Consider the following 21,012-nt stretch of genomic DNA (forward strand, 5'->3'; position numbering starts at 1 on the left):
CGGTTCGCTCCCGGGGTTCGCCGCCGAAGCCGCCGCCGACCCGCGGTTTTCCCTTGCGTTCGAGGCGGGTTTGCGCCACACTTCCATCGGTAACCCCAAATCCCGGATCCGGAGGTGTCGGATGAGAAGAGTGCTCCTGATGGCGGGCCTGGTGCTGTGCGTCCTGGCGCTGGGCGGGTGCAAGAAGGCCGAGGAGACCCCGGCCGCGACAACGGCGGCGACGGGGACCGCGGCTCCCGCGCCGGACGTCCCGCCGGCGGCGCCGGCGGTGGAAGTCAGCGCCGAGATGAAGGACTTCCTGTCCATGCTCAAGGGGAAGAGTGCCGACGTGACCGCGGCCCTCGACAAGTACGGCGCCGAGGGCCTGGCCCGGCAGGACATGGACATGTACGACCTGGTGTCCCCCACCGTGATCAAGACCGAGACCCAGGGTGACAAGACCACCTACACCCTGGAGGCCAAGGCGGGGATCACGGTCCGGACGTACGCGCTCACCTGGAGCGGCGGCAAGATCACCGCCGTCGAGGACAAGGGAATGCGCTGAGGCGGGCCGGTATCCCTCGCGAGATCACGCTTCGAACACGTCACGGGGCCCCTCCGCCGAGGGGCCTCCGTGCGTTTGTGGACGTTTTTGTACACGGGGGTTGCTTTTCCCCCGGAAGGGGTGTATAGTTCCCCGTTTGCCGTTCGCAAGGGGGAAAACATGCCGCACATCCCGATGAAATACGCACCCAGGCTGATCTGGAACGGGACCCGGAACTTCTTTTCCGGTCGTCCCCTGGTGGTGTCCTTCGAGACGACGCTCGCGTGCAATGCCAACTGCAAGCACTGCGACCTCGGCGGCGGGATCCCGAACGAAAAGCGGATGAAGCCCGAGGAGTTCCGACGCCAGGTGGAGCACTTCCGGCCGCCGGTGATCCAGCTCTCCGGGGGGGAGCCGCTCCTGCGCTCCGACCTCCTGGACATTGTCAAGGCCGTCAAGATCAATCCCTACTTCCCCTACACCATCCTGGTCTCCAACGCCTGGATGCTGACCAAGCAGAAGTACCTGGCCCTCCGCCAGGCGGGGGTCAACCAGTTCTCCATCTCCCTCGACTTCCCCGACGAGCGTCACGACGACTTCCGGGCCATCCCGGGCCTTTACAGGAAGATGAACGAGGTGATCCCCGACATCGCCGCCCTCGGCTTCGGAGACGTGGTCATGAACACCGCCATCACCTCGGCCAACGTCCGCGAGCTTCCCGCCATCATCGAGAACTGCCGCCGGTGGGGCGTCTGCGTCAGCTTCAGCGTCTACACGCCCCTCCGGACCGAGGACCACAGCCTCGTGACCCGGGATCCGGAGGACCTGAAGTTCGTCCGGGACGTCTTCGACAAGGCCGTCCAACGGGAAGGGATCTACGCCTCCGTGGTGAATTCCCGCTTCAACCTGGACGGCCTCTACGAGTTCCTCAAGAACGGCGCCGTTCCCAACTGCAGCGCAGGCAGGCGTTTCCTGGTCATCCGGCCCGACGGGCTCCTCAACCCCTGTTCCCTCCAGCGCGTCAACTTTCAGAACCAAAAGGACATGGTCAAGGGGTTTTCGAACGACAACCCCTGCGGCGGGTGCTTCGTCTCCATCCGGTCCTACGTGGAGGTCTCCTTCGCCAAGCTCTTCTGGGAGAACGTCTCCATGCGGGTCATGGGCGGGAAAAAGGGCAACGGGAAAGGGAAAGCCGCCGGGGCGTGACCGTCACCGGGGCGGAGACCGACCCGGGGCCCGCTCCACCCCGCCGCTGACGATGGGCCATCTTCCCCTTGCGTAAAATTGACGATCTCGCCAGTGAATCCGGCGAGTCGACCGGATCGTTCCGGCCGGCTCCCTCTACCTGGCGTTGGGTGGATCGGTTTCGGAGGGCGGTGGTCCCGCCGCCGGCACCTCGTCGGGAAGGACGCCGAGGGCGCGCAGGGCGCAGCCGGCGGCGTCGCGCACCCGCGCATCCGCGTCGAGGAGGCCCGCCTTCAGCGCATCCACGGACTTGGGTGTCCCCAGTCGACCGAGCGCCCGCAGGGCGGATTCGCGCACGGAGGAATCGGGGTCCTTCGAGAGCGTGTCCAGCAGATCTCCCGCGCGGGGATCGGTCGCGCCGCCGAGGGCCGTGGCCAACCGCTCCCGGACCCGGGATTCCGGGTCGCCGGCGGCCTTCGCCAGCGCTTCCAGGCAGGGGGCCGGGTCCATGCCGGAGAGGGCCGCGGCCACGGCTTCCCGAACGTAGGGGTCGGGGTCCGCCAGCATCGCGGACAGGCGCGCCAGCACGCGTTCCCCCGCCAGGGCGGCGCAGGCCTGAACCGCCGCCTCCCGCACGTTCCAGTCCGGGTCCGCCAGGGCGGCCTCTGCCCGGGGGAAAGCTTCGGCAACCCCTCGTCTCCCGAGGAAGCGAAGGGCCACTTCCCGGACGTGCCGGTCCCGGTCGTCCAGGGCGGTGAGCATGGCGTCCGGGACCCTCGGGTCCTCGCTGCCCGCGAGGGCCCGGGCAGCCTCCTCCCGCTCGGCCGGGCCTTCCCGCCCCGCAAGGGCCTGGAGGACGATCGCCAGGGCGTCACCCCCGAGCTTCACCAGGTGCTCGGCGGCTTCCCGGAACGACTCCCGATGCCCTTCCCGGACCACGCGGATCATTTCCTGGATGTCGGGTTCCACAGTTCCCCTCCTCGGGTCTCGATAGGATCATCCGGATGTCCGCTCCTCCGCCGTGACGGGGGAACCGGGTCTACTGTCCCGTGTCGTCAGAGTTCGTGGGGGAACTTGATGTCCCTCAGGTTGAGCTGGAGGTTGCTCACCCCGTTGAACTCGTTGAGGAGCAGGCTGTAGGCGATGGAGATCTGCTTCTGGTAGATCAGGCGGTCGAAGAGGTTGCCCCGCTTCCACCACACCGCGTCGAAGTTCTGCAGGACGTTGCCCACCTTGAACTTGAGGTGTTTGTCCTTCAGGAGCCAGGGGCCCGAGTAGATCTTCACGTTCCGGCTGGCGAAGACGGGGATGGGGTTTCCCTCGCCGAAGGGGGCCAGCTCGTTGATCTCGTCCAGCAGCTTGAAGCTGATCTGGTTCAGGTCCAGGAGGCTGTCGATGGAGAGTTCCGGCATGAGGTCCGCGGGCTGGATCTCGCCGGTGGCATACTCGTTGATGTTCCTCCGGAGTTGGTCGATGTTCTCCGAGAGGAGGGAGAGGCCGGCGGCCAGGGCGTGCCCCCCGTAGCGCGCCAGGAGCGGGTCGCAGTGCTGCAGGGCCCGGAGCAGGTGGAACTTGGACGTGGAGCGCCCGGACCCGTGGGCCTCACCGTTCTCGATGGAGAGGACGATGGTGGGCCGGTGGAAGGTTTCCACCATGCGGGACGCCACGATCCCGATGACCCCGCGGTGCCAGTTCTTGCCGGCGATCACCAGGACCTTGTCGTCGAAGATGTCCCGGCGGACCTTCATCATCTCGTCGATCTCGGCGAGGATGATGTTCTCCTCCTGCTGCCGGAGCACGTTCTTGCGGTTCATGTCCCGGACGACGCTGTGGACGAACTCGGGGTCGTCGGAGTCGAAGAGGTCGACCGCCGCGGTGGTCCCGCCCATGCGCCCGACGGCGTTGATCCGCGGCGCGATCTTGAAGGCCACATCGATGCAGGAGATCTCCTTCCCGCGGATGCCCGACATCTCGATCAGGGTCTTCAGTCCGACGTTCTCGGGGTTCCGGAGGTTTTCCAGGCCGTGCTTGACGATGATCCGGTTCTCGTCGGTGAGGGAGACCAGGTCCGCCACGGTGCCGATGGCCACCAGGTTGAGGAACTGGGCCGCCTCCCGCTCGCGGCGCATGGCCCGGAACAGGGCCTGGACCAGCTTGTAGACGACGCCGACCCCCGCCAGGTTCTTCTCGGGGTAGGGGCAGTCCTTCTGCTTCGGGTTGAGGATGGAGTGGCAGCGGGGCAGGGTGTCGCCCGGAAGGTGATGGTCGGTGACGATGAGGTCGAGCCCGATCGTTTCGGCGTGCTCCGCCACCTCCACGGCCCGGATCCCGCAGTCCACGCTGACCACCAGGGTGTAGCCCTTGCGCTTGAACTCGTCCATGGCCTCCTTCCGGAGACCGTACCCCTCCGTCAGCCGCTGGGGGACGTAAAAGTCGCACAGGCCCCCCAGGATGTCCACGGCTTTCTTCAGGACCACGATGGCGGTGACGCCGTCCACGTCGAAATCCCCGTAGATCATCATCCGCTCCCGGTTGCGGACGGCCTTGATGATCCTCGCCACGGTCTTGCGCATGTCCTTCATCAGGAAGGGGTCGTAAAGGTCGGCCGCGGTGGAGTGGAGGTAGCGGTGGGCGTCTTCGGGCGTCCGGATTCCGCGGTTGATGAGCAGGGTGGCCTGGAGGGTGGAGATCTTGTTTTCGCGCACCAAGAGGTCGGGGAGTTCCTTGGTGACTTCAGGAATGACCCACTTTTTGCCGGGCTGAATGGTGACTGTACTTTCCCTATTCTGACTCAAAGTTCAGTCTATCATGCCCTCCCGTTCCATTTCAACTGGTTGGATGCACGGAAATGAAAAAAGTCTTGGGGCGGGGGCTGGTTCTGCGGGGGATGCTCAGGGGGAGGTTGAGCGGAGGGGCTCCCGCACGAGGCGGTCGACGACGGCGTCGAAATCGAGGCCGGCCCGCTTCGCCGCCACGGCGAACCCCGCGTCGGGGGAGATGCAGGGGTTGACGTTGACCTCGAGCACCCAGGGGCGGCCGCCCTCCTCCACCCGGAAATCCACGCGGGCGTAACCGCTCAGGCCGAACACCGTCCAGCAGCGGCGGGCGATTCCCTCGAGCGTTTCCAGGAGGCCCCGGTCTTCCGGGGGGAAGTCGAAGCTCCGGACGGTGTTGGCGTACTCGAAGGAGCCGGCGTCCCACTTCGCGGCGTAGTCCACGATCCGGGGTTTGCCGGGGGGGAAGTCCCGAAAGGTCATCTCGGCCGGGGGCAGGACCCGGGGCGTGCCGCGGTCACCGAGGACCGAGAGGTTGAACTCCCGCCCCTCGATGTAGCGCTCGGCGAACCACTCGTCCGCCCCGCCTTTCCTCGCCGCCCGGAAGGCCTTCAGCTCCCGCTCCTCGTGGAGGATGGATTCGGGCCCCAGGCCGATGGACGCATGTTCCCACACCGACTTCACGATGTAGGGGGGGTAGCACCACGCGCTTTCCGCGTCGAGGGCCGTGACCCAGGCGGGCGTGGGGACACCGAAGGCCGCCATGAAGCGCTTGGCCAGGACCTTGTCCCCGGTCAGCAGGAGCGACTCCGCGGACCCGCCCGTGAAGGGGACCCGCAAGTACTCCAGGAGGCCGGGCGCCAGGTGGGCGAGACGGCCGGACCCTTCCACGGACTCCACCAGGTTGAAGACCACGTCGGGGTGTGCCTGTCGGAGCGCGTCCGCCGCCCGCCGCAGGTCCAGGGTGAACTCCAGGCGGGAGGTCTCGTGGCCGAGGCGACGGAGGGCGGCTTCCACCGCGGCCGCCTCCTCCAGGGTGTCCAGTTCGTCCGCGGCGGCGTCGGGCGGGATGTGCCCGTGGAGGATGACGACCTTCATGTCCCCTCAGCAGGCGTCGCTCACGTCGGGGTAGGTGAACCGGTCACCCCGGTAGTTGCGCAGGACCAGTTCCCCGTCCCCGTGGTGTTCGACGTAGTCGGGGAGGAGGGGGATCTTGCCGCCCCCGCCCGGCGCGTCCACCACGTAGGTGGGCACGGCGTAGCCGCTGGTGTGCCCGCGGAGCCCCCGGATGATCTCGAGCCCCCGGGCGGTCGGGGTCCGGAAGTGCGCGGAGCCGGGGATCGGGTCGCACTGGTAGAGGTAGTACGGCCGGACCCGGAACCGGAGCAGGCCCTGCATCAGGCGCCGCATGGTGCCGAGGTCGTCGTTGACGCCGGCCAGGAGGACCGTCTGGCTGCCCAGGGGGATGCCCGCGTTCGCGAGCCTCCGGCAGGCCCGGGCGGTTTCCGGGGTCAGTTCGTCGGGGTGGGTGAAGTGCACGCTCAGATAGAGCGGGTGGTAACGGCGAAGGACGCGGACCAGGTCCCGGGTGACGCGCTGCGGGAGAACCGCGGGGACCTTCGTGCCCAGGCGGATGATCTCCACGTGGGGGATCCGGCGGAGACGCCGGAGCAGGTCGTTCAGCCGGTCGTCCGGCAGGGTCAGGGGGTCTCCGCCGGAAAGCAGGACGTCCCGGATCTCGGGGTGGCCGGCGATGTAGCGGAGCGCCGCTTCCCAGCGGTCCGGCCCGGACTCGCAGGGAGCGTGGCGGCCCACGATCCGGGACCGGGTGCAGTACCGGCAATAGGTGGAGCAGAACTCCGTCACCAGGAAGAGCACCCGGTCGGGGTAGCGGTGGACCAGGCCGGGGACGGGACTGTCCGCGTCCTCCGCGAGCGGGTCCGGCATCTCCCCGGGGGAGAGGGAGAACTCCTCCCGCGTGGGGACCACGCTCTTCCGGAGGGGCTGTCCCGGGTCGTCCGGGTCCAGCAGCGAGGCGTAATAGGGCGTGATGCCGAAGGGGAGCCGGTCCCCCCGGCAATCGATCGCCGCCTGCTCGCCCGGGGAGAGGCGGAGGACCCGGCCGATCGCCTCGGGGCCGCGGAAGCGGTTGGCCACCTGCCAGCGCCAGTCGTTCCAGCGTTCGGGGGTGACCCCGGGAAAGTGGCGGCGAAGAAACGTGCCCGCCCGGCGGGTAAGCCGAATTGTCGTGTCGGGGGAGGGGGTTGAAACGAAAGGGGTGTTACGGCAGGTTGAGGGGTATGTCGAACTCCCCGGAGGCTCTTCGTCTGCCGGGTCGGAACTTTCCCGGCACTCCGGAGGTTCGGCTTCGACGAGTGCGATCTCTTGCTCCATCACGTGCTCCTGTCTCTGCGATAGTGGCCACAATCCGTTGTGTCCGTGTTGTCCTCTTACCGCACATATTGTGGGTTGTCAACAGAAAATTTCCATTGTCCGCTGAATTCCGCGGCGGGCGGGCGGGGGGGGCCGTTCTCAGGCGCCGGTCCGGGTGGTTTCGGCCTGTTCCCGCCCCGTGACGAGGATCCAGAGGCCGACGATGATGATGCAGCCCCCGACGAGCTGCATGGGGAGGGGGACCATGTGCAGGAAGACCATGGCGTTGACGAGGACGAAGACTGGCAGCACCGACCGGATCAGGGAGGTTTTCGAGGCGTCCAGGTGCTTGAGGGCCCCGAAATAGAAGAGGATGTTGAGGAAGGGGCCGAAGAGGGCGCCGGCGGCGATGGGGGCGAGGAGGCCGGCCTCCGCGGGCATGCGCATCCCGCCCACGCCGCAGACGACGCCGAAGCAGGCGGTGATGGTCAGGGCCCGGTAGAAGGCCAGGGCCAGGGGGGAGACCGCCTCCAGCTTCTTCTTCACCAGGATCACGGTGCACGAGAAGAGCAGGGCCGACGTGACGGTGAGCAGCATCCCGATCTTGACGGGGGCGCCGGACTTGTAGGAGATCATGACCACCCCGGAGAGGGCGACGAGGGTGCCCAGGGACTCCGTGGCATTGAAGCGCTCCCCGAGGATCAGGGCCCCGAGGAGGATGATGAAAAGGGTCTGGGAGTTGTTGAAGAAGGAGACCAGGGTGGGGTCCATGATTCTCATGGCGGAGAACAGCGACCAGACGCTGAGGAACTCCAGCCCGCCCATGAGGAGGATGCCGGGCCTGAGGGCGCGGGGCACCTTCAGGTCGTGAAACTGCCGGCGGGCCGACAGGTAGCCGAGGAGGTAGACGGCCGCGAAGAGGTGGTAGGCGAGGCAGAAGAACGCGGTGGTCATCGCGTTGTTCTCCAGGGCCACGTGGAAGAAGATGTAGGGGTAGGCGCCGAAAAGGGCCGAAAGGACCCCGTACGTCAACCCCTTGACCAGGTTTTTTCCCATCGCAGCAACCTGTCGCCGACCGGGTTCCGCGTGTCGGACGGACCGCCGCCGGTCCTTGCCCGTTTCGCCCGGTGAAGTCCCACTATAGCGCATTCCCCGGGCCATGAAAAGAGGGGAATCCGCGAGGGGCGGGCGGATAGATAGAGTGCGGGGCGCGGCGTTGCGTTCACCGGGGCCCCCGTTTTCCCGCGAGCGCTGCTCAGGGCCTGACGATCACCACCCGGGGGACGCCGGCGAGGTCGGGCCGGCACTCGACCCCGCACCCGAGGGCGGCGGCGAGGGACTGCAAAGCCGCCCACTGGCCGGCGCCGATCTCCAGGGCGAGGGCGCCCCCCGGCGTCAGGAAGGGCAGGCCGGCGGGGAGCCACCGCCGGTAGTACGCGAGGCCGTCCTCGCCGCCCGCCAAGGCGGACCGCGGTTCCCAGTGGGCCACCTCGGGCGGAAGGCTCCCCCACTCGGCCTCGGGGATATACGGCGGGTTGGAGGCGATGTAGTCCCACCGGGCCGCGTCGCGCCAGGGCGAGAGGCCGTCCGCCGCGACGGGGTGCCAGCGGTCGCGGAAGCCCAGGCGCCGGGCGTTTTCGTCGGCCACCCGGAGGGCTGCCGGCGAGAGGTCCGAGGCGAACACCACGGCCCCGGGGAGGCTGCGGGCGAGGCTGAGCCCCACGCACCCGCTCCCGGCCGCCAGGTCGAGGACCCGGGGGGTGGTGCGGCCCCGAAGGCACTCGAGGCCGATTTCCACCAGGAGTTCCGTCTCGGGGCGGGGGATCAGCACGTCGGGCGTGACCCGGAAGACATCCCTCCAGAAGTGACAACGTCCGAGGATGTACTGGACCGGCTCCCGTGCGGCCCGGCGCCGGACCGCGCCGAGAAAGGCCTCCCGGGCGGCGGCCGGGCAAGGGCGGCCGGGGTCCGCCGCCAGGACGGCCCGATCGACCCCGAGGGTCTGCACCAGGAGGTACTCGGCGTCGAAACGAGGGTGGTCGACCCCGGCCAGGTCCAGTTGCCGCTCACCTTCCCTCAGGCAATCCCGGAGCGTCCAGGCGGGCGGGGTCATCGTTTTCCGCCGTGCTTCTTTCCGCCCTCGCCCCGGCCTCGGGGGGGAGGTTTGAGCCCGGGCGGGGAGATGACGACCCGGAACGGGCCCTTAGAAATCACCTCCGGCTCCGTTCCCTGAGCGGGTCCATCGTCTTCGGGGCGGCTGGAGCCTCGGGCCGTGGAAGACGGCGCACTTCGCCGGGTTTTTGCGGGGGTGCTCCGGGTGGCCGGTTGGGCCGGGGTGTCGGAAGGGGCCGCGGCGGCGGACATCAGGGCGGAGCCCGGACTGCTCACGGGGCCCGTGGGCGGGGGGGTGGTCTCCCCCTTCCCCGAAGGGGAGGATATCAGCAGGGCGATCCCGATGACCGACCCCAGGGTGGCGACGGCGATCAGGGTCACCGGCAGTGCCCGGCTTCCCGGTTTTCCGGGCGGGCGGGCCGGGGAAGGGAAGAACGGGACGCCGGGGGAGGGCGGGGGCGGGGGGGGCATCGGGAGTGGAGGGGGCATCGGGAGCGTGACGCCGGAGGAGGCGTCCACGAGGCTTTTCGTCGTGAACCCCGACGGGACCGGGGCCAAGGCGGGGGGCGCTGCCGGCATCGCCCCGGGGCCGGTGCCTGACCCTGCGGGATAAGGGCTCCCGACCACCGTGGTGGCCGCACCCGGGCCGGCCGGTGAACCGGGGGGCGCCAGGGTCGTGCCCTCAACCGGCGCCCGCCCGTCGAACCGGCGGGTCTGACCGTCATGGACGCCAGGGGCCGGGGCCGGCATCCCCGGCAGGAGTCTCGCCCCCGAACCGGAGAGGAAGACCCCCACGGCGCTGCCGAGGGCCTCCCGCATGGCGACGGCCGACGGGTAGCGTCCGGCGGGGTCCCGGGACAGTGCCGTCGCCAGCACGGCTCTCAAAGCCGGCGGAAAGGTGTCGGGCAGCGGTTGGGGCGGCTCGCTCACGATGGCGGCGAAGAGCCGCGTCAGGTCGGCGTAGGGGAAGGGCAGGGACCCCGTGAGAAGCTGGTGCAGCATCACGGCCACCGACCACAGGTCCGTCCGCTCCGTGCGCTCGCCTTTGAAGGCCTCGGGGGCCATGTACGCGAGGGTCCCGCTCAGGCGGTTGGTCCGTGCCGAACCGGCCAGCACCCGCGCCAGCCCGAAGTCGGCAATGCGGGGGGAATCCCCCTGCGTCATGATGTTCTGGGGTTTCAGGTCGCGGTGCAGGATTCCCCGCCCGTGGAGGTGGGCGAGACCGCTCAGGATGCCCAGGGCCAGGTCCACGGCGGTGGCGGTGTCAGGCGCCCGGCCGCCCCAGGCATCCAGTCGGTCCTGCAAAGTCCCTTCCTCGGCGAATTCACTGACGATCACCACTTGGCCGTCGTAGATGTTGGCCTCGATGATGGGCAGCACGTTGGGGTGCCCCTTGGCCCGTTCCCAGAGGGTCGCCTCCTTTCGGATCTCGTCCAGGTCGGGCCGGTCCACCAGGGGCAGCTTCAGCGCGCAGCGGCTGACGGCGAGCGGGGTCCGGTTCTCGGCGAGCCACACTTCGCCGAAGCCTCCCTGTCCAAGGCGTCTGACCAGGACGTAGGGTCCGATCTTGTCGTCAGGGCGGGGCACCGTTCCTCCGGGTTTCGACCGTTCGTTCCAGGGCCCACTATACACCCAAACCCTCCCGGGTTTCACGCCGATTGTCGCCGGGCGCCGGCGCCTCGCCCCGGCGGTGAAAAAGGGGTTCCCCGCACCGGGAAATCTGCTATGATGGGGGCGAAACGTCGCGCCGAGCAACTGGAGCGGTGACCCGGTGGAAAGCCTTTCAGGGGCGGTCCCGGGAAGACGGGGTGAGGAAGGGTTGACGCCGATGAGGGAAAAAGGATACCGCCAGACCCGCATGCAGGAGTTGATCTTCGAGGAGGTGGCCTCCATCGTCCCCCTGGAGATGCAGGACCCCCGGGTGATGAACTGCCGCGTCACCCGGGTCGAGCTGTCCGGCGACTTCAAGTCGTGCCGGGTGCTCTTCGTGGACCCCGGCGCCCCCGACGGGGGGAAGGGGTCGGAGGCGGCCCTCAACCACGCCGCGGCCTTCGTGGCGGCTCGGGTCCTCGAGTACCTGCCCATGAAGGGCACGCCGAAGTTCCACTTCGTCTACGACCACGCCACCGAGGAGGCGGAGCGGCTCGAGGCCCTCTTCGAGAAGATCGCCCACCCGCACCCCGACGAGGGCCCCGAACCGGACCATTCTGGATCCTGACTTCTGAATTCTGAATTCTTGGAGGCATACATGTTCGAGATCGAAGCCTACCTGGACCAGCAGATTACGGCGTTGCAGAAGGGCCGCCCCACGGCGCTCTTCGTGGACGCCACCGACCCGAGGGTCCTGGAAGCCGCCCTGCACCTGACCCGGTTCATCCGCCCCGTCTTCTGCGCCCCGGAAACGGTGGTCCGGGAGACGATCCAGCGGGAACTCGGCCACGTCGACCCCGACCGTGTCGCCTACGGCCTCTCCGAGAGCACCTTCATCGACCCGGAGCACCCGGCGGGCCTCCCCGTGGAAACCCCGGACGACCACGGCAGGGTCGACCCGACGGCGGTACCCGCCGCGGCGGCCCTCGGGATCCGGGCCGTCCGGCTCGGTCACGCCGACATGCTGGTGGGCGGGGCCTCCCTGACCCCGCGGGAGTTTCTGCGCCCGGCCCTCGCCGAACTGGCCGCCCGGGACGTGACCGCGGAAATCGCCCTTTTTGTCCTGCCCGACGAACACCCCATGGACATCTACCCCGGCAACGTGGTCGTCCTCGGGGACGTGGGTGTCAACGACCAGCCCACCCCAGAGGAACTGGCGGCGCTGGCGGTGGAGATCTGCGCCGAGGCGAGGGAACTCCTGCCGGAGGACCCCTGGCCCTTCATCCGGGGGGCCATCATCTCCTATTCCCACAAGGGTTCCGACGACGGCCCCTCCCCCGAGACCGTCCGGAGGGCCATGGAGATCGTCCCGGAGATCCTGCGGGACCGGGCGAAGGAGGACCCGCGGCTGGCCTCCATCCGCATCGAGTGGGAGGCGAAGATCAACGTGGTGCTCTCGCCCCGTTCGGCTGCCTGCTACGGCCGCGACGCGGAGTGGCGCGGCGGGGTCAACGCCCTGATCCTGCCCAACCTCGACATGGGCAACGTGCTGGCCAACCTCTACTCCATCCGCTTCCCCACGGCCCACAAGTTATCCGTGGTGGTGGGGACCGACCAGCGGCTCGTGAACCTCTGCATGGACTGCACCACCGAGGACGTCCGCCTCTCCGTCAAGGCGGCGGTGCTGAGGCTGTTCCAGTCGGGGGAATGGGAGATCACCCCCAAGGACACCTTCTTCCCCCGCCACCGGATCCTGGCCATCAACCCCGGCTCCACCTCCACCAAGATCAGCGTGTACGAGGGCGAGACCGAGGCGTTCACCGTGGAACTTCAGCACTCCGCCGAGGAGTTGGCGCCCTTCGAGGGGCAGAGCATCACCGCCCAGTACGCCTTCCGCAAGGAGGTTATCCTCAAAGCCTTGCAGGAAAACGGCTTCACCCTGGACGACATCGCGGCCGTCTCGGCCCGCGGCGGGTTGATCCGGCCGGTCCCCCACGGGACCCTGCGCGTCAATCCGGCCATGCTGGAGGACCTGGCGTCCGGGATCGGGGGAGAGCACGCCTCCAACCTCGGGGCGCCCATCGCCGCCGAACTGGTGGGGCAGACCGGAAAGCCGGCCTTCATCGTGGACCCGGTGGTGGTGGACGAGGTCCCGGAACGGTACCGGATCACGGGGTTCAAGTGCATCCGCCGCAAGGTGGTCAGCCACGCCCTGAACCAGATCGCGTCCGCACGGCGCTACGCCGAGGAAAACGAGACCTTCTACGAGCGGCTGAACCTCATCGTGGCCCACATGGGCGGCGGGATCACCGTCGGCGCCCACAAGAAGGGGCACTACATCGACGTCAACAACGGCCTGGACGGCGAGGGGCCCTTCACGCCCCAGCGTTCCGGCTCGCTGCCCGTGGGCCAGCTCATCGACCTCTGCTTCTCGGGGACCTACTCCAAGGCCGACCTGAAGAAACTCAACAAGGGGCGCGGCGGGCTCATCGACCTCCTCGGCACCGCCGACCTCCGCGAGGTGGAACGTCGGGTGGCGGAAGGCGACGCCGAGGCCGGCGCGGTCTTCGAGGCCATGGCCTACCAGATCGCGAAGTGGGCCACCTGCCTGCTGCCCGCCTTCGACGGCGAGCCCGTGGACCGCATCATCCTCACCGGCGGCATGGCCCGCTGCAAGCCCCTGGTGGCCAAGATCACGAAGTACGTCGCCGCGGTGGGCTGCGGGGTCACCGTCTACCCCGGCGAGAACGAGATGCACGCCCTGGCCAAGGGCGCCCTCCGCGTCCTCACCGGCAAGGAGGACGCGAGGGTCTACGGCGCCTGACCCCTGGGGAGCGGCAGCGGGTCACCGAGCTGCCGCTTTCCCCGGCCCCCCTCCCGCCCCAACACGGCGCGTGCGAACCCCCACAAAAGACATGGTTTCTGCCGCAGCACCCCCGGCCGCAGGAGCAGCCCAGACCACGTTGCTCGCGGATCATCACATTGAGAACCCACAGAGTTGGAATCTGTTTTCTTATTGCTTGAATCGTCCAATCATTGCAGTTGACAAGAATGGTCGCGCGACCTATCTGTATACTTGGTGACCTGTCCACTGCCTCCAGGCGACGCCGGGGGCGGGGCCGCTGCTTTGCGCGTGCAACGAACGACTCCCAAGGCACCTTGCTTGGCCAACGCGAAATGTCATTGTGTTTTAGTTCGGGGAAGGGATTGTTTTGCAAAGTGTATTCATTCGTGGAGGATAAAGCATGATTAGATATGGTGTTACTTTGCTCATGCTGTTGTTTTGTTGCAATCCGGTAGCTTCGCAATGCAGCGGTAAAAACTACCTATCTTCTATTCTGGAAAGCTCTGGTGACCAAAGGCAGAAAGCAATTTCAGAACTGTACTCCAAGGGCAAAGAGTCCATCCCTGTGTTAATGGAGTGCATTGATAATAGCGAAGCAGTTGAGATGGGGTTGGACAATCCCTTTTCTTCAAATGTATTTCCGAACTCTCCTGTTTACAAGGGTTTGATTGCAGCTTATTTGATAGAGTTAATTCTTGGCTGCTCGGAAATCAAATTAATGCCATTTTCGGAACCCAGTAATTCTTTGATTTGCGGAGGTCCGATGAGCTATCCGTACGAAAATGGTCGAATCTTCGATACGGTAAAAAGGAGACCGATTGTGGTGCGGGATTTAGCTATTATTAAGAATATTTACAAAAAATGGTGGTTCAATAACGAGACAAAATCGCTTGATGAACTCAGGACAGAATGGGGACAAGGACAGCGGCCATTGACAAAATCCAGGTATACATGGAAATAGATGGATATTGGATCGTGACCATCCAGCTTGTTGGAACCGGTCCCGAGCGCGGGACGCAACCCTCACGGCAAAGTGACCACGGCCCGGCCGCGGCGGTCCGGGGCGAAGCGGGCGGTGACGGCGGCGCGGAACTTCGCTTCGTCGAGGGCGTCCAGGGCCGCGTTGAGGCGGCCGGGGTCCAGGCCCAGCTTCCTCCCCATGGCGAGGCCGAAGGCGACCCCGTAGAGGTTCTGCGCCAGCGCGCCGTCCGGCAGCGGCATCAACCCCAGCAGGAAACCGAAGAAGTTCCTCACCCGCACCCGGTCGGCCTCGGCGAAGGGCGGACCCAGCGCGGCCGCGAGGAAGGCGTCGATGCCCGCGTACGCCTTCTCCGGGCGCTCGCCCGGCGCCAGGTCCTTCTGGACCACCAGGACGTCCGGGTCGTCGAGTATTGCGCAGATGACCCGGACCGGGGTGCTTCCCCCCGGCGGGTTCGCGCGCTCGAAGAGCCGGGCGGCGGCGGCCAGGAACGCGGCGTAGTCCGGCTCGGAAGGCCGAGGCGCCCGGACGGCAACCGCTGCGCATCCAACGGCGGCGCCCGGGCCGGCGGGGGCTGCTGCCCCACCCGCGGGGAGCGGGCGCTCGATGTCCACGCTCACCCCGTTCCCGACGGCTGGAGCGGCCACCGTGACAACCGGGGCCTTCTCCCCGGCGGCGATCCCGCCGAAGCGCTCCGTGACGAGCTTGCGGGCCTCGTCGGGGCGGAGGGCGCCCGCGAGGACGAGGTGCGCGTTGACGGGCTTGTAGAAACGGTCGAGGTGCCCCTGCACGTCCGCGGGGGCCAGGGAGGACACCTGGGCTTCGATGCCGCCCTTGCGGCCCCCGGACGGCGAAGGGCAGACCAGCGCCCGGGCCAGGTTCAGGGCGCCGAGGGGGGGCATGTTCCCGTACATGTTCCCCAGTTCCTCGCACAGGCGGGGGACTTCCCGGGTCAAATCCGCCGGGGTGACGGCGACGGACGCCATCCGGGCCGCGGCGTCGTCGAGTTCCGCCGTGAGCCGGGCAGCGGGGAAGACCGTGGCGAACACCGTGTAGTCCACCCCCGTCTGGGCGTTGAAACCGGCCGGGTAACGGGCCATGATCGCCTCGAAGCCGCGCGCTTTCCCGCCAGCCGGCGCCGCGGTGACATAGCAGTGCTCCGCCAGGTGGGACAGCCCGGACTTCCCTGCGGGGTCATGACCCTCCCCCACGTCGTAGACGACGACGAGAGCCGCCTGGTCCGCCCCGGCAACGGGGCGGAGGGTGACCTCGAGACCGTTGGGCAGGGTGAAGGTCACCGGGCCGGCGGAAGGGGCCGGCGCCGTGGCCGCGCTCGGCGCGGTCCCGGGCGCCTTCGAACACCCCGAGGCCGTCAGGGTGACGGTCAGGATGGCGGTCCAAACAAACAGGAAATTCCGGACGGGTTTCATGTCGCCTCCCAGTGTCTGATCAGCGAATGCCGGCCGTTGGCACAGACCGGGATCCGGTCCGCGCGGCGGCACGGGCCTTCAAACGCTTGAGAATCGTAAGGGAAAGTGGCTGGAAAACCTTTGTTGGGACCATCGCCCGGAGGGAGACGGCACGGTCCTTGAGCCATCGCCCGGAAGGCGACGGTCCTTTTGCGGGGATGTCCGTCCTCATTGATGCCGTGCCGTTCGTCGCTCTCTCCCTTTTCGCGGAGGTCGGAGGCAGCGGATGGCCAAGAGCCCCTTTCCCCTTCATTATGGCCGAAAAATGGCGGGCTTGCAATACAACCGTCCGGGCCGGCCCCTCTCCTCATCGGCAGGCGCGGCAGGGGCCGCAGTGGCCGGCGCCTGGGCAGGGACCCGTGACGATGCCCTGGCCGGACTTCGCGTGTTCGGCCTCGAGGAAGCCGGGCCGCAGACCCGGGTCCAGGACTTCCCAGGGGGGTGCGGAACCGGACCCGGGGCCGTGGGGGAGCCAGCCGTGGTCGCCCTCGATGAACCGCCGCAAGGGGAGGCGACCCTCCGCCAGGGCGAGCAACTCCCGGGCCGTCTCGAGGTCGCCGTTTCCCAGGCGCCACTGCAGGCGGGCCTCGTCCACCGAGCCCAGCCGCACCTCGGTGTTGGCCAGCCGCCCCAGGCGCGCGCGGAACAGGGCCAGTTTCCGCCGCAGCGCCGCCGGGTCGTCCATGGCCTCGCGGGCGAAGGGGGTGTGGGGGCGGGGGACGAAGGGGGAGACGTTGACGGAGAAGGCGCCGGGCCGGTCCCACGACCGCTGCACGAGGGTGAAATCGCGGTGGATCGACTCGGCGAGGTCCAGGGAGGCCTCCACGTCCTCCCGGGTCTCGCCGGGCAAGCCCACCATGAAATACACCCGGAGTTTCCGGATACCCGCGGCGAAGACCCGGGCGCAGGCCTCCCGGATCACGGCCGGGTCGCACGGCTTGTTGAGGGCGTTCCCCAGTTGCCGGCTTCCCGTCTCGGGGGCCAGGGTGACGCTGTCCTCCCCCCCGGCGGCCAGCTTCCCCAGGAGGTCCGGGGTCAGGTCCGCCAGGCGCAGGGAGGAGACCCCGATGCCGTAACCCAGGCCGAGCAGCCCGTCGAGGAGGCGGCCGATCTCCGGGTGCCGGCAGACGGAGGTGGCCACGAGGCCGACCTTCGAGACCGCCGGCCGGGCCTGTCGCGCCAGGTCGAGGACGGCGTCCGCGGGGAAGGACCGGGGCGGCCGGTGTCGGTACCCGGCCCAGCAGAAGCGGCACCCGCCGGGGCAGCCGCGGGAGATCTCCACCAGGAGGGTGTCGGCGAACTCCGCCCCCGGCGACAGGATGTTGGAGAACGGCGGCCCGGACGCCGCCAGCACGTCCCCGGCCACCGGGGGCGCGGCCACGGCGCCGGGCCGGGCCGGCGACAGGGAGGGGACCCACACCCCGCCCAGGCGGGCCGCCCTCTCCAGGAATTCCGCCCGGCCGGGGGCCTCGCGGTAGGCTTTCAGCAACGCCGGGAGGACCTCCTCGCCGTCCCCGGCGACGATGACGTCCACGAAGGGCGAGAGGGGGACGGGGTTGACCTGGAAGGCGGACCCGCCCCCCAGCACCAGGGGGTGACGCCGGTCGCGCCGGCACCGCTCCGCGGGGATGCCGGCGGCCCGGAGAAACTGCAGGAAAGCGACCGCGTCGGGCTCGTAGGCCATGGAGACGGCCAGGAAGTGGCACTCCACGGGGGTCCGGCCCGCCTCGAGGGACCGCGGGACCGTGCCGCCGCCCTTCCCCGGGGGGCCCGCGAAAAAGCGCTCGGCGCAGAAACCCTCGGTCGTCTCGATCCGCCGCAGGGCCCACTGGAAGCCGAGGCTGCTCATTCCCACGGCGTAGGGGCCGGGGTAGACGACCCCCGCCAGGTAGTCGTCGTGCCCCTTCCGGGGGAAGACCTCCCGCTCGGCGGGCGGGGTATCGGGCCCCCGGGGCTTGACGCGGAAGCGGGCCACGGGCTCAGCCCCGCGCCGCCGGCGGGTTGCCCGGCCGGCCGGCGAACCACGGGTCGTCGCCGGGGAACCCGGGGGGGCGGGTGCCGTGGAGGCGGCCTTGGGCAGACGCCATAACCCAGCCGATCAGGCGTTCGAAGCCGACGCCCTGCAGGCGGCAGAGGATGGGCAGGTCCGAATGGACGGGGTTCAGGCCCGCCAACGGGTTCGCCTCGATGAAATTCGGGGTCCCGGCCGCGTCCATCCGGAAGTCGAGGCGGCCGCCGTCCCGGCACCCCAGCACTCGCCAGGCCTGCAGGGCGGACCGGGCGCAGGCCTCGGCCACGTCTCCCCCGGCGAGGTGGTAGTCCACCAGGTCCTCGTAATGGCTCTTGGTGTGGTAGGAGTAAATGTCGCCGGCGTGTTCCCGGCAGCGGACCTCCATGACGCCGACCACGCGGGCGTCCGCCCCCGTCCCCACGATGCCCACGGTGAATTCGCGCCCCGGCAGGAAGGCCTCCACCAGGACCGGTTGGTCGTGTTCCCGGAGCAGGCGGCGGCAGGTCGTGTCCAGGGCCTCCCGGCCTTCGAGGCGGGAGGCCGGCGTGACCCCTTTCCCCGTCCCCTCGGCCACGGGCTTGGCAAAGAGGGGGAAAGGCAGGCCGACGGCGGCGATGTCCGCCTCGGCGTTCACCTCCGCCCAGTCGGCCGTGGGGACCCCGTGTGCGCGGACCACCCGCTTGGTGAGACCCTTGTGGAGGCAGAGGGCCAGCACGAAGGGGTCCGAGAAGGTGTAGGGGATGTCCCAGGCGTCCAGCAGGCAGGGGACCTGCGATTCCCGGCCGATGCCGCGGAGCCCCTCGGCGATGTTGAAGACCAGGTCCCAGCGCCGCCCCGCCGCCAGGGCCCCCGTCAGCTTCCGGACGTTCCCCACCCGCTCGGTCCCGTACCCCAGGGTGCGCAGGGCGCCCTCGATCCCCTCGAGGGTGTCCGCGCGGTCGAACTCGGCGGTCTCCTCGAGGGTGTACCCTTCCGCCAGGTAGTCGTCCCTCAGGTCGTAGGTCAATCCGACGTTCATCGGTCCTCCCTTTCCCATCCCGCCGGGATCATCGGGCGCAGCGTTCACCGCGGCCGGCGGGTGCGATCAGTTTACCCCAAGACCGTCCGCCTGGCGACGGCTTCTTGAGAACCACAGAATACACGGAATACACGAAAAAGAAAAAGGGCGGAACACGAGAAGCAACCAAGGCAAGCCCGGCTTCAGCCCGGGAGCTTCGACGATGGCCGCCGAAAAGGGTTGATTACCGGAGAGGGGCCGGTATAATGGGCCGGATACAGGGGGACAAACGATGAACCGATATGCTGTAATCATGGCGGGGGGAGTGGGATCGAGGTTCTGGCCGCTGAGCCGGAGCCGGAGCCCGAAACAGCTGCTTCGTCTGATGTCGGACCAGACGCTCCTGGAGGAGACGATCCGGCGGCTGACGCCGCTGATCCCCCTCGAGCGGGTCCTGGTAGTCTGCAACCGGGTCCAGGCCGCCGACGTGGCGGAAGCGATGCCGGACCTTCCGGCGGAGAACATCGTCGGGGAGCCCGTGGGGCGGAACACCGCCGCGTGCCTGGCCCTCGCCGCCACCCTCCTTCACCGGCGGGACCCGGACAGCGTCTTCTGCGCCCTCCCCGCCGACCACTTCATCCGGGACGAGAAACGGTTCCGTTTCCTCCTGGACATTGCCCTGAAGGCTGCGGAGGGTCTGAAGACGCTGGTTACCTTCGGGATCGTCCCGGCCCTGCCGCACACGGGGTACGGGTACATCCGCGCCTCGGACCTGCACGCCACCATCGAGGGGACCCCCATCCTCCGGGCGGAGCAGTTCGTCGAGAAACCGAACCGTCACACGGCGGAAGAGTACCTCGCCAAGGGGAACTACTACTGGAACAGCGGGATGTTCGCCTGGACCACCGAGGTGCTCCTCGGGGAGCTGCGACGGCACCAGCCGGAGGTGATCGAGCCCCTCTCGGCGTACTTCGACCAGCCGGGCGCCGACCCCTCGGACGAGGCCTTCACGGACGTCTTCGCACGGCTGCCCTCCATTTCCATCGACTACGGGGTGATGGAAAAGGCGCGGAGCGTCTCCCTCATCCGCTCCGACTTCGGTTGGGACGACATGGGGAGCTGGGACGCCCTGGAGATCCTTCCCCACGGCGAATCGGGGAACGTGATCCTGGGCGACCGGGTCATGGCCCTGGATTCCCGGCGGTGCATCCTCTACGGGCGGGATATCCTGACGGTCTGCCTGGGGGTGGAGGACCTCATCGTGGTGACCACCCCCGACGCCGTCCTGGTGACCCGCAAGAACCGCGCCCAGGACGTGAAGACGGTGGTGGAGAAGCTCAAGGAGAGCGGCCGGGAAGAGTACCTCTAGCGGCCCGGCGGCGGGACGGGCTGTAACGGGCCATGTCCAGGAGCACCGCCAGCGTGACCTTGACCATGTAGTACAGGGAGCGGAGGTAGGTGATGGACGAGGTCCCTCCCTTCCGGGGTTTCATCGTCACGGGGACTTCGTCCACGGTCATACCCCACTTGTACAGCATGATAATGGACTCGGGTTCCGGGTAGTCGTCGGGAAAGAAGCGGCTCAGCCGGGCCATGGCGCGCCGGCTGAAGGCGGTGAAACCCGAGGTGGCGTCGGTGATGCGGAAACCGGAAAGGAAAGCGATGATACCGTTGAAGAACCTGATACCGACGCGGCGGAACCAGGACGTCCGGAACCCCTCGGCGGAGCAGAACCGCGACCCGATGAGCAGGTCGACGGGCCGATCCCCGAGCCGCTCCAGGAACCGGTGGACGTCCTCCGGCCGGTGCTGGCCGTCGGCATCGAGCCGGACGACCCACTCGAACCCCAGTTCCAGCGCCCGGCAGAACCCCGTCTGCACCGCCGACCCGATCCCCAGGTTGAAGGGGAGCCGGATCACGTCCGCGCCCGCTTCCCGGGACACCCGGGCCGTCTCGTCGGCGGAGCCGTCGTCCACCACGAGGACGCGGGCCCCGGGGATTTCCCGGCGCAGCCCCGCGATGACGCCGGGGAGGTTCTCCTCCTCGTTGAGGGCGGGGATGACGAACAGCACCGTTTCAGGCGGGACTGACGGCATGGCGAGGTGTGCCTCCGGGGGCCATTGTAACCGAATTCCCCCCGAACGCCACCGGATT

Annotated in this window: 17 protein-coding genes; 6 read left to right on the plus strand and 11 right to left on the minus strand. The window is 68.4% G+C overall.

Annotated elements, in window-relative coordinates; genetic code table 11:
• Positions 1–121 precede the first annotated feature (121 nt).
• Positions 122–544, plus strand: a complete 423-nt coding sequence (locus KA419_06875) for a hypothetical protein (protein MBP7865657.1) — start codon at positions 122–124, stop codon at positions 542–544.
• Between the two features lie 159 nt (positions 545–703).
• A complete protein-coding gene (locus tag KA419_06880; GenBank protein ID MBP7865658.1) occupies positions 704–1,729 on the plus strand; it encodes a radical SAM protein in 1,026 nt (341 codons plus the stop codon).
• A 135-nt stretch (positions 1,730–1,864) separates the two neighbouring features.
• On the opposite strand, the gene KA419_06885 is transcribed toward KA419_06880, so the two are convergent.
• The 7 genes from KA419_06885 to KA419_06915 form a co-directional block, all read right to left on the minus strand.
• On the minus strand, positions 1,865–2,677 hold the full coding sequence (locus tag KA419_06885; GenBank protein ID MBP7865659.1) for a HEAT repeat domain-containing protein: 813 nt from the start codon (positions 2,675–2,677) through the stop codon (positions 1,865–1,867).
• Between the two features lie 86 nt (positions 2,678–2,763).
• Positions 2,764–4,416, minus strand: coding sequence for a single-stranded-DNA-specific exonuclease RecJ (gene recJ, locus KA419_06890; GenBank protein ID MBP7865660.1), 1,653 nt, complete (start codon positions 4,414–4,416; stop codon positions 2,764–2,766).
• A 183-nt stretch (positions 4,417–4,599) separates the two neighbouring features.
• On the minus strand, positions 4,600–5,580 hold the full coding sequence (locus KA419_06895) for a D-alanine--D-alanine ligase (protein MBP7865661.1): 981 nt from the start codon (positions 5,578–5,580) through the stop codon (positions 4,600–4,602).
• A gap of 6 nt (positions 5,581–5,586) precedes the next feature.
• A complete protein-coding gene (locus KA419_06900) occupies positions 5,587–6,876 on the minus strand; it encodes a KamA family radical SAM protein (GenBank protein ID MBP7865662.1) in 1,290 nt (429 codons plus the stop codon).
• A gap of 138 nt (positions 6,877–7,014) precedes the next feature.
• Entirely contained in the window at positions 7,015–7,911 is an 897-nt protein-coding gene (locus KA419_06905) for a DMT family transporter (GenBank protein ID MBP7865663.1), read from the minus strand.
• A 199-nt stretch (positions 7,912–8,110) separates the two neighbouring features.
• Positions 8,111–8,968, minus strand: coding sequence for a peptide chain release factor N(5)-glutamine methyltransferase (prmC, locus tag KA419_06910; GenBank protein ID MBP7865664.1), 858 nt, complete (start codon positions 8,966–8,968; stop codon positions 8,111–8,113).
• Positions 8,965–10,554: a protein kinase gene (locus tag KA419_06915; protein MBP7865665.1), complete on the minus strand. Its 1,590-nt coding sequence runs from the start codon at positions 10,552–10,554 to the stop codon at positions 8,965–8,967. Before KA419_06915 ends, prmC begins: the two co-directional genes overlap by 4 nt.
• Before the next feature lie 241 nt (positions 10,555–10,795).
• Between KA419_06915 and rbfA the strand changes: the two genes are divergently transcribed.
• The 3 genes from rbfA (at position 10,796) to KA419_06930 (ending at position 14,363) form a co-directional block, all read left to right on the plus strand.
• Positions 10,796–11,185: a 30S ribosome-binding factor RbfA gene (gene rbfA, locus KA419_06920; protein ID MBP7865666.1), complete on the plus strand. Its 390-nt coding sequence runs from the start codon at positions 10,796–10,798 to the stop codon at positions 11,183–11,185.
• 30 nt (positions 11,186–11,215) lie between these two features.
• On the plus strand, positions 11,216–13,381 hold the full coding sequence (gene buk / locus KA419_06925; GenBank protein ID MBP7865667.1) for a butyrate kinase: 2,166 nt from the start codon (positions 11,216–11,218) through the stop codon (positions 13,379–13,381).
• A 421-nt stretch (positions 13,382–13,802) separates the two neighbouring features.
• On the plus strand, positions 13,803–14,363 hold the full coding sequence (locus KA419_06930; GenBank protein ID MBP7865668.1) for a hypothetical protein: 561 nt from the start codon (positions 13,803–13,805) through the stop codon (positions 14,361–14,363).
• 62 nt (positions 14,364–14,425) lie between these two features.
• Here KA419_06930 and KA419_06935 read toward each other — a convergent pair whose 3' ends face one another.
• The 3 genes from KA419_06935 to KA419_06945 all read right to left on the minus strand — a co-directional run bounded on the left by KA419_06935 (position 14,426) and on the right by KA419_06945 (position 18,879).
• A complete protein-coding gene (locus tag KA419_06935; protein MBP7865669.1) occupies positions 14,426–15,811 on the minus strand; it encodes an insulinase family protein in 1,386 nt (461 codons plus the stop codon).
• A gap of 346 nt (positions 15,812–16,157) precedes the next feature.
• Entirely contained in the window at positions 16,158–17,825 is a 1,668-nt protein-coding gene (locus tag KA419_06940) for a radical SAM protein (protein MBP7865670.1), read from the minus strand.
• 4 nt (positions 17,826–17,829) lie between these two features.
• Positions 17,830–18,879, minus strand: a complete 1,050-nt coding sequence (locus KA419_06945) for a D-alanine--D-alanine ligase (protein ID MBP7865671.1) — start codon at positions 18,877–18,879, stop codon at positions 17,830–17,832.
• A 304-nt stretch (positions 18,880–19,183) separates the two neighbouring features.
• Between KA419_06945 and KA419_06950 the strand changes: the two genes are divergently transcribed.
• The gene (locus KA419_06950; protein ID MBP7865672.1) at positions 19,184–20,227 is read left to right on the plus strand and encodes a mannose-1-phosphate guanylyltransferase; all 1,044 of its coding nucleotides are present in this window, start codon (positions 19,184–19,186) and stop codon (positions 20,225–20,227) included.
• On the opposite strand, the gene KA419_06955 is transcribed toward KA419_06950, so the two are convergent.
• On the minus strand, positions 20,196–20,954 hold the full coding sequence (locus KA419_06955) for a glycosyltransferase family 2 protein (protein ID MBP7865673.1): 759 nt from the start codon (positions 20,952–20,954) through the stop codon (positions 20,196–20,198). The genes KA419_06950 and KA419_06955 overlap by 32 nt on opposite strands.
• Positions 20,955–21,012 lie beyond the last annotated feature (58 nt).

The organism is Acidobacteriota bacterium (assembly GCA_018001935.1).
GTDB lineage: Bacteria > Acidobacteriota > JAAYUB01 > JAAYUB01 > JAAYUB01 > JAGNHB01.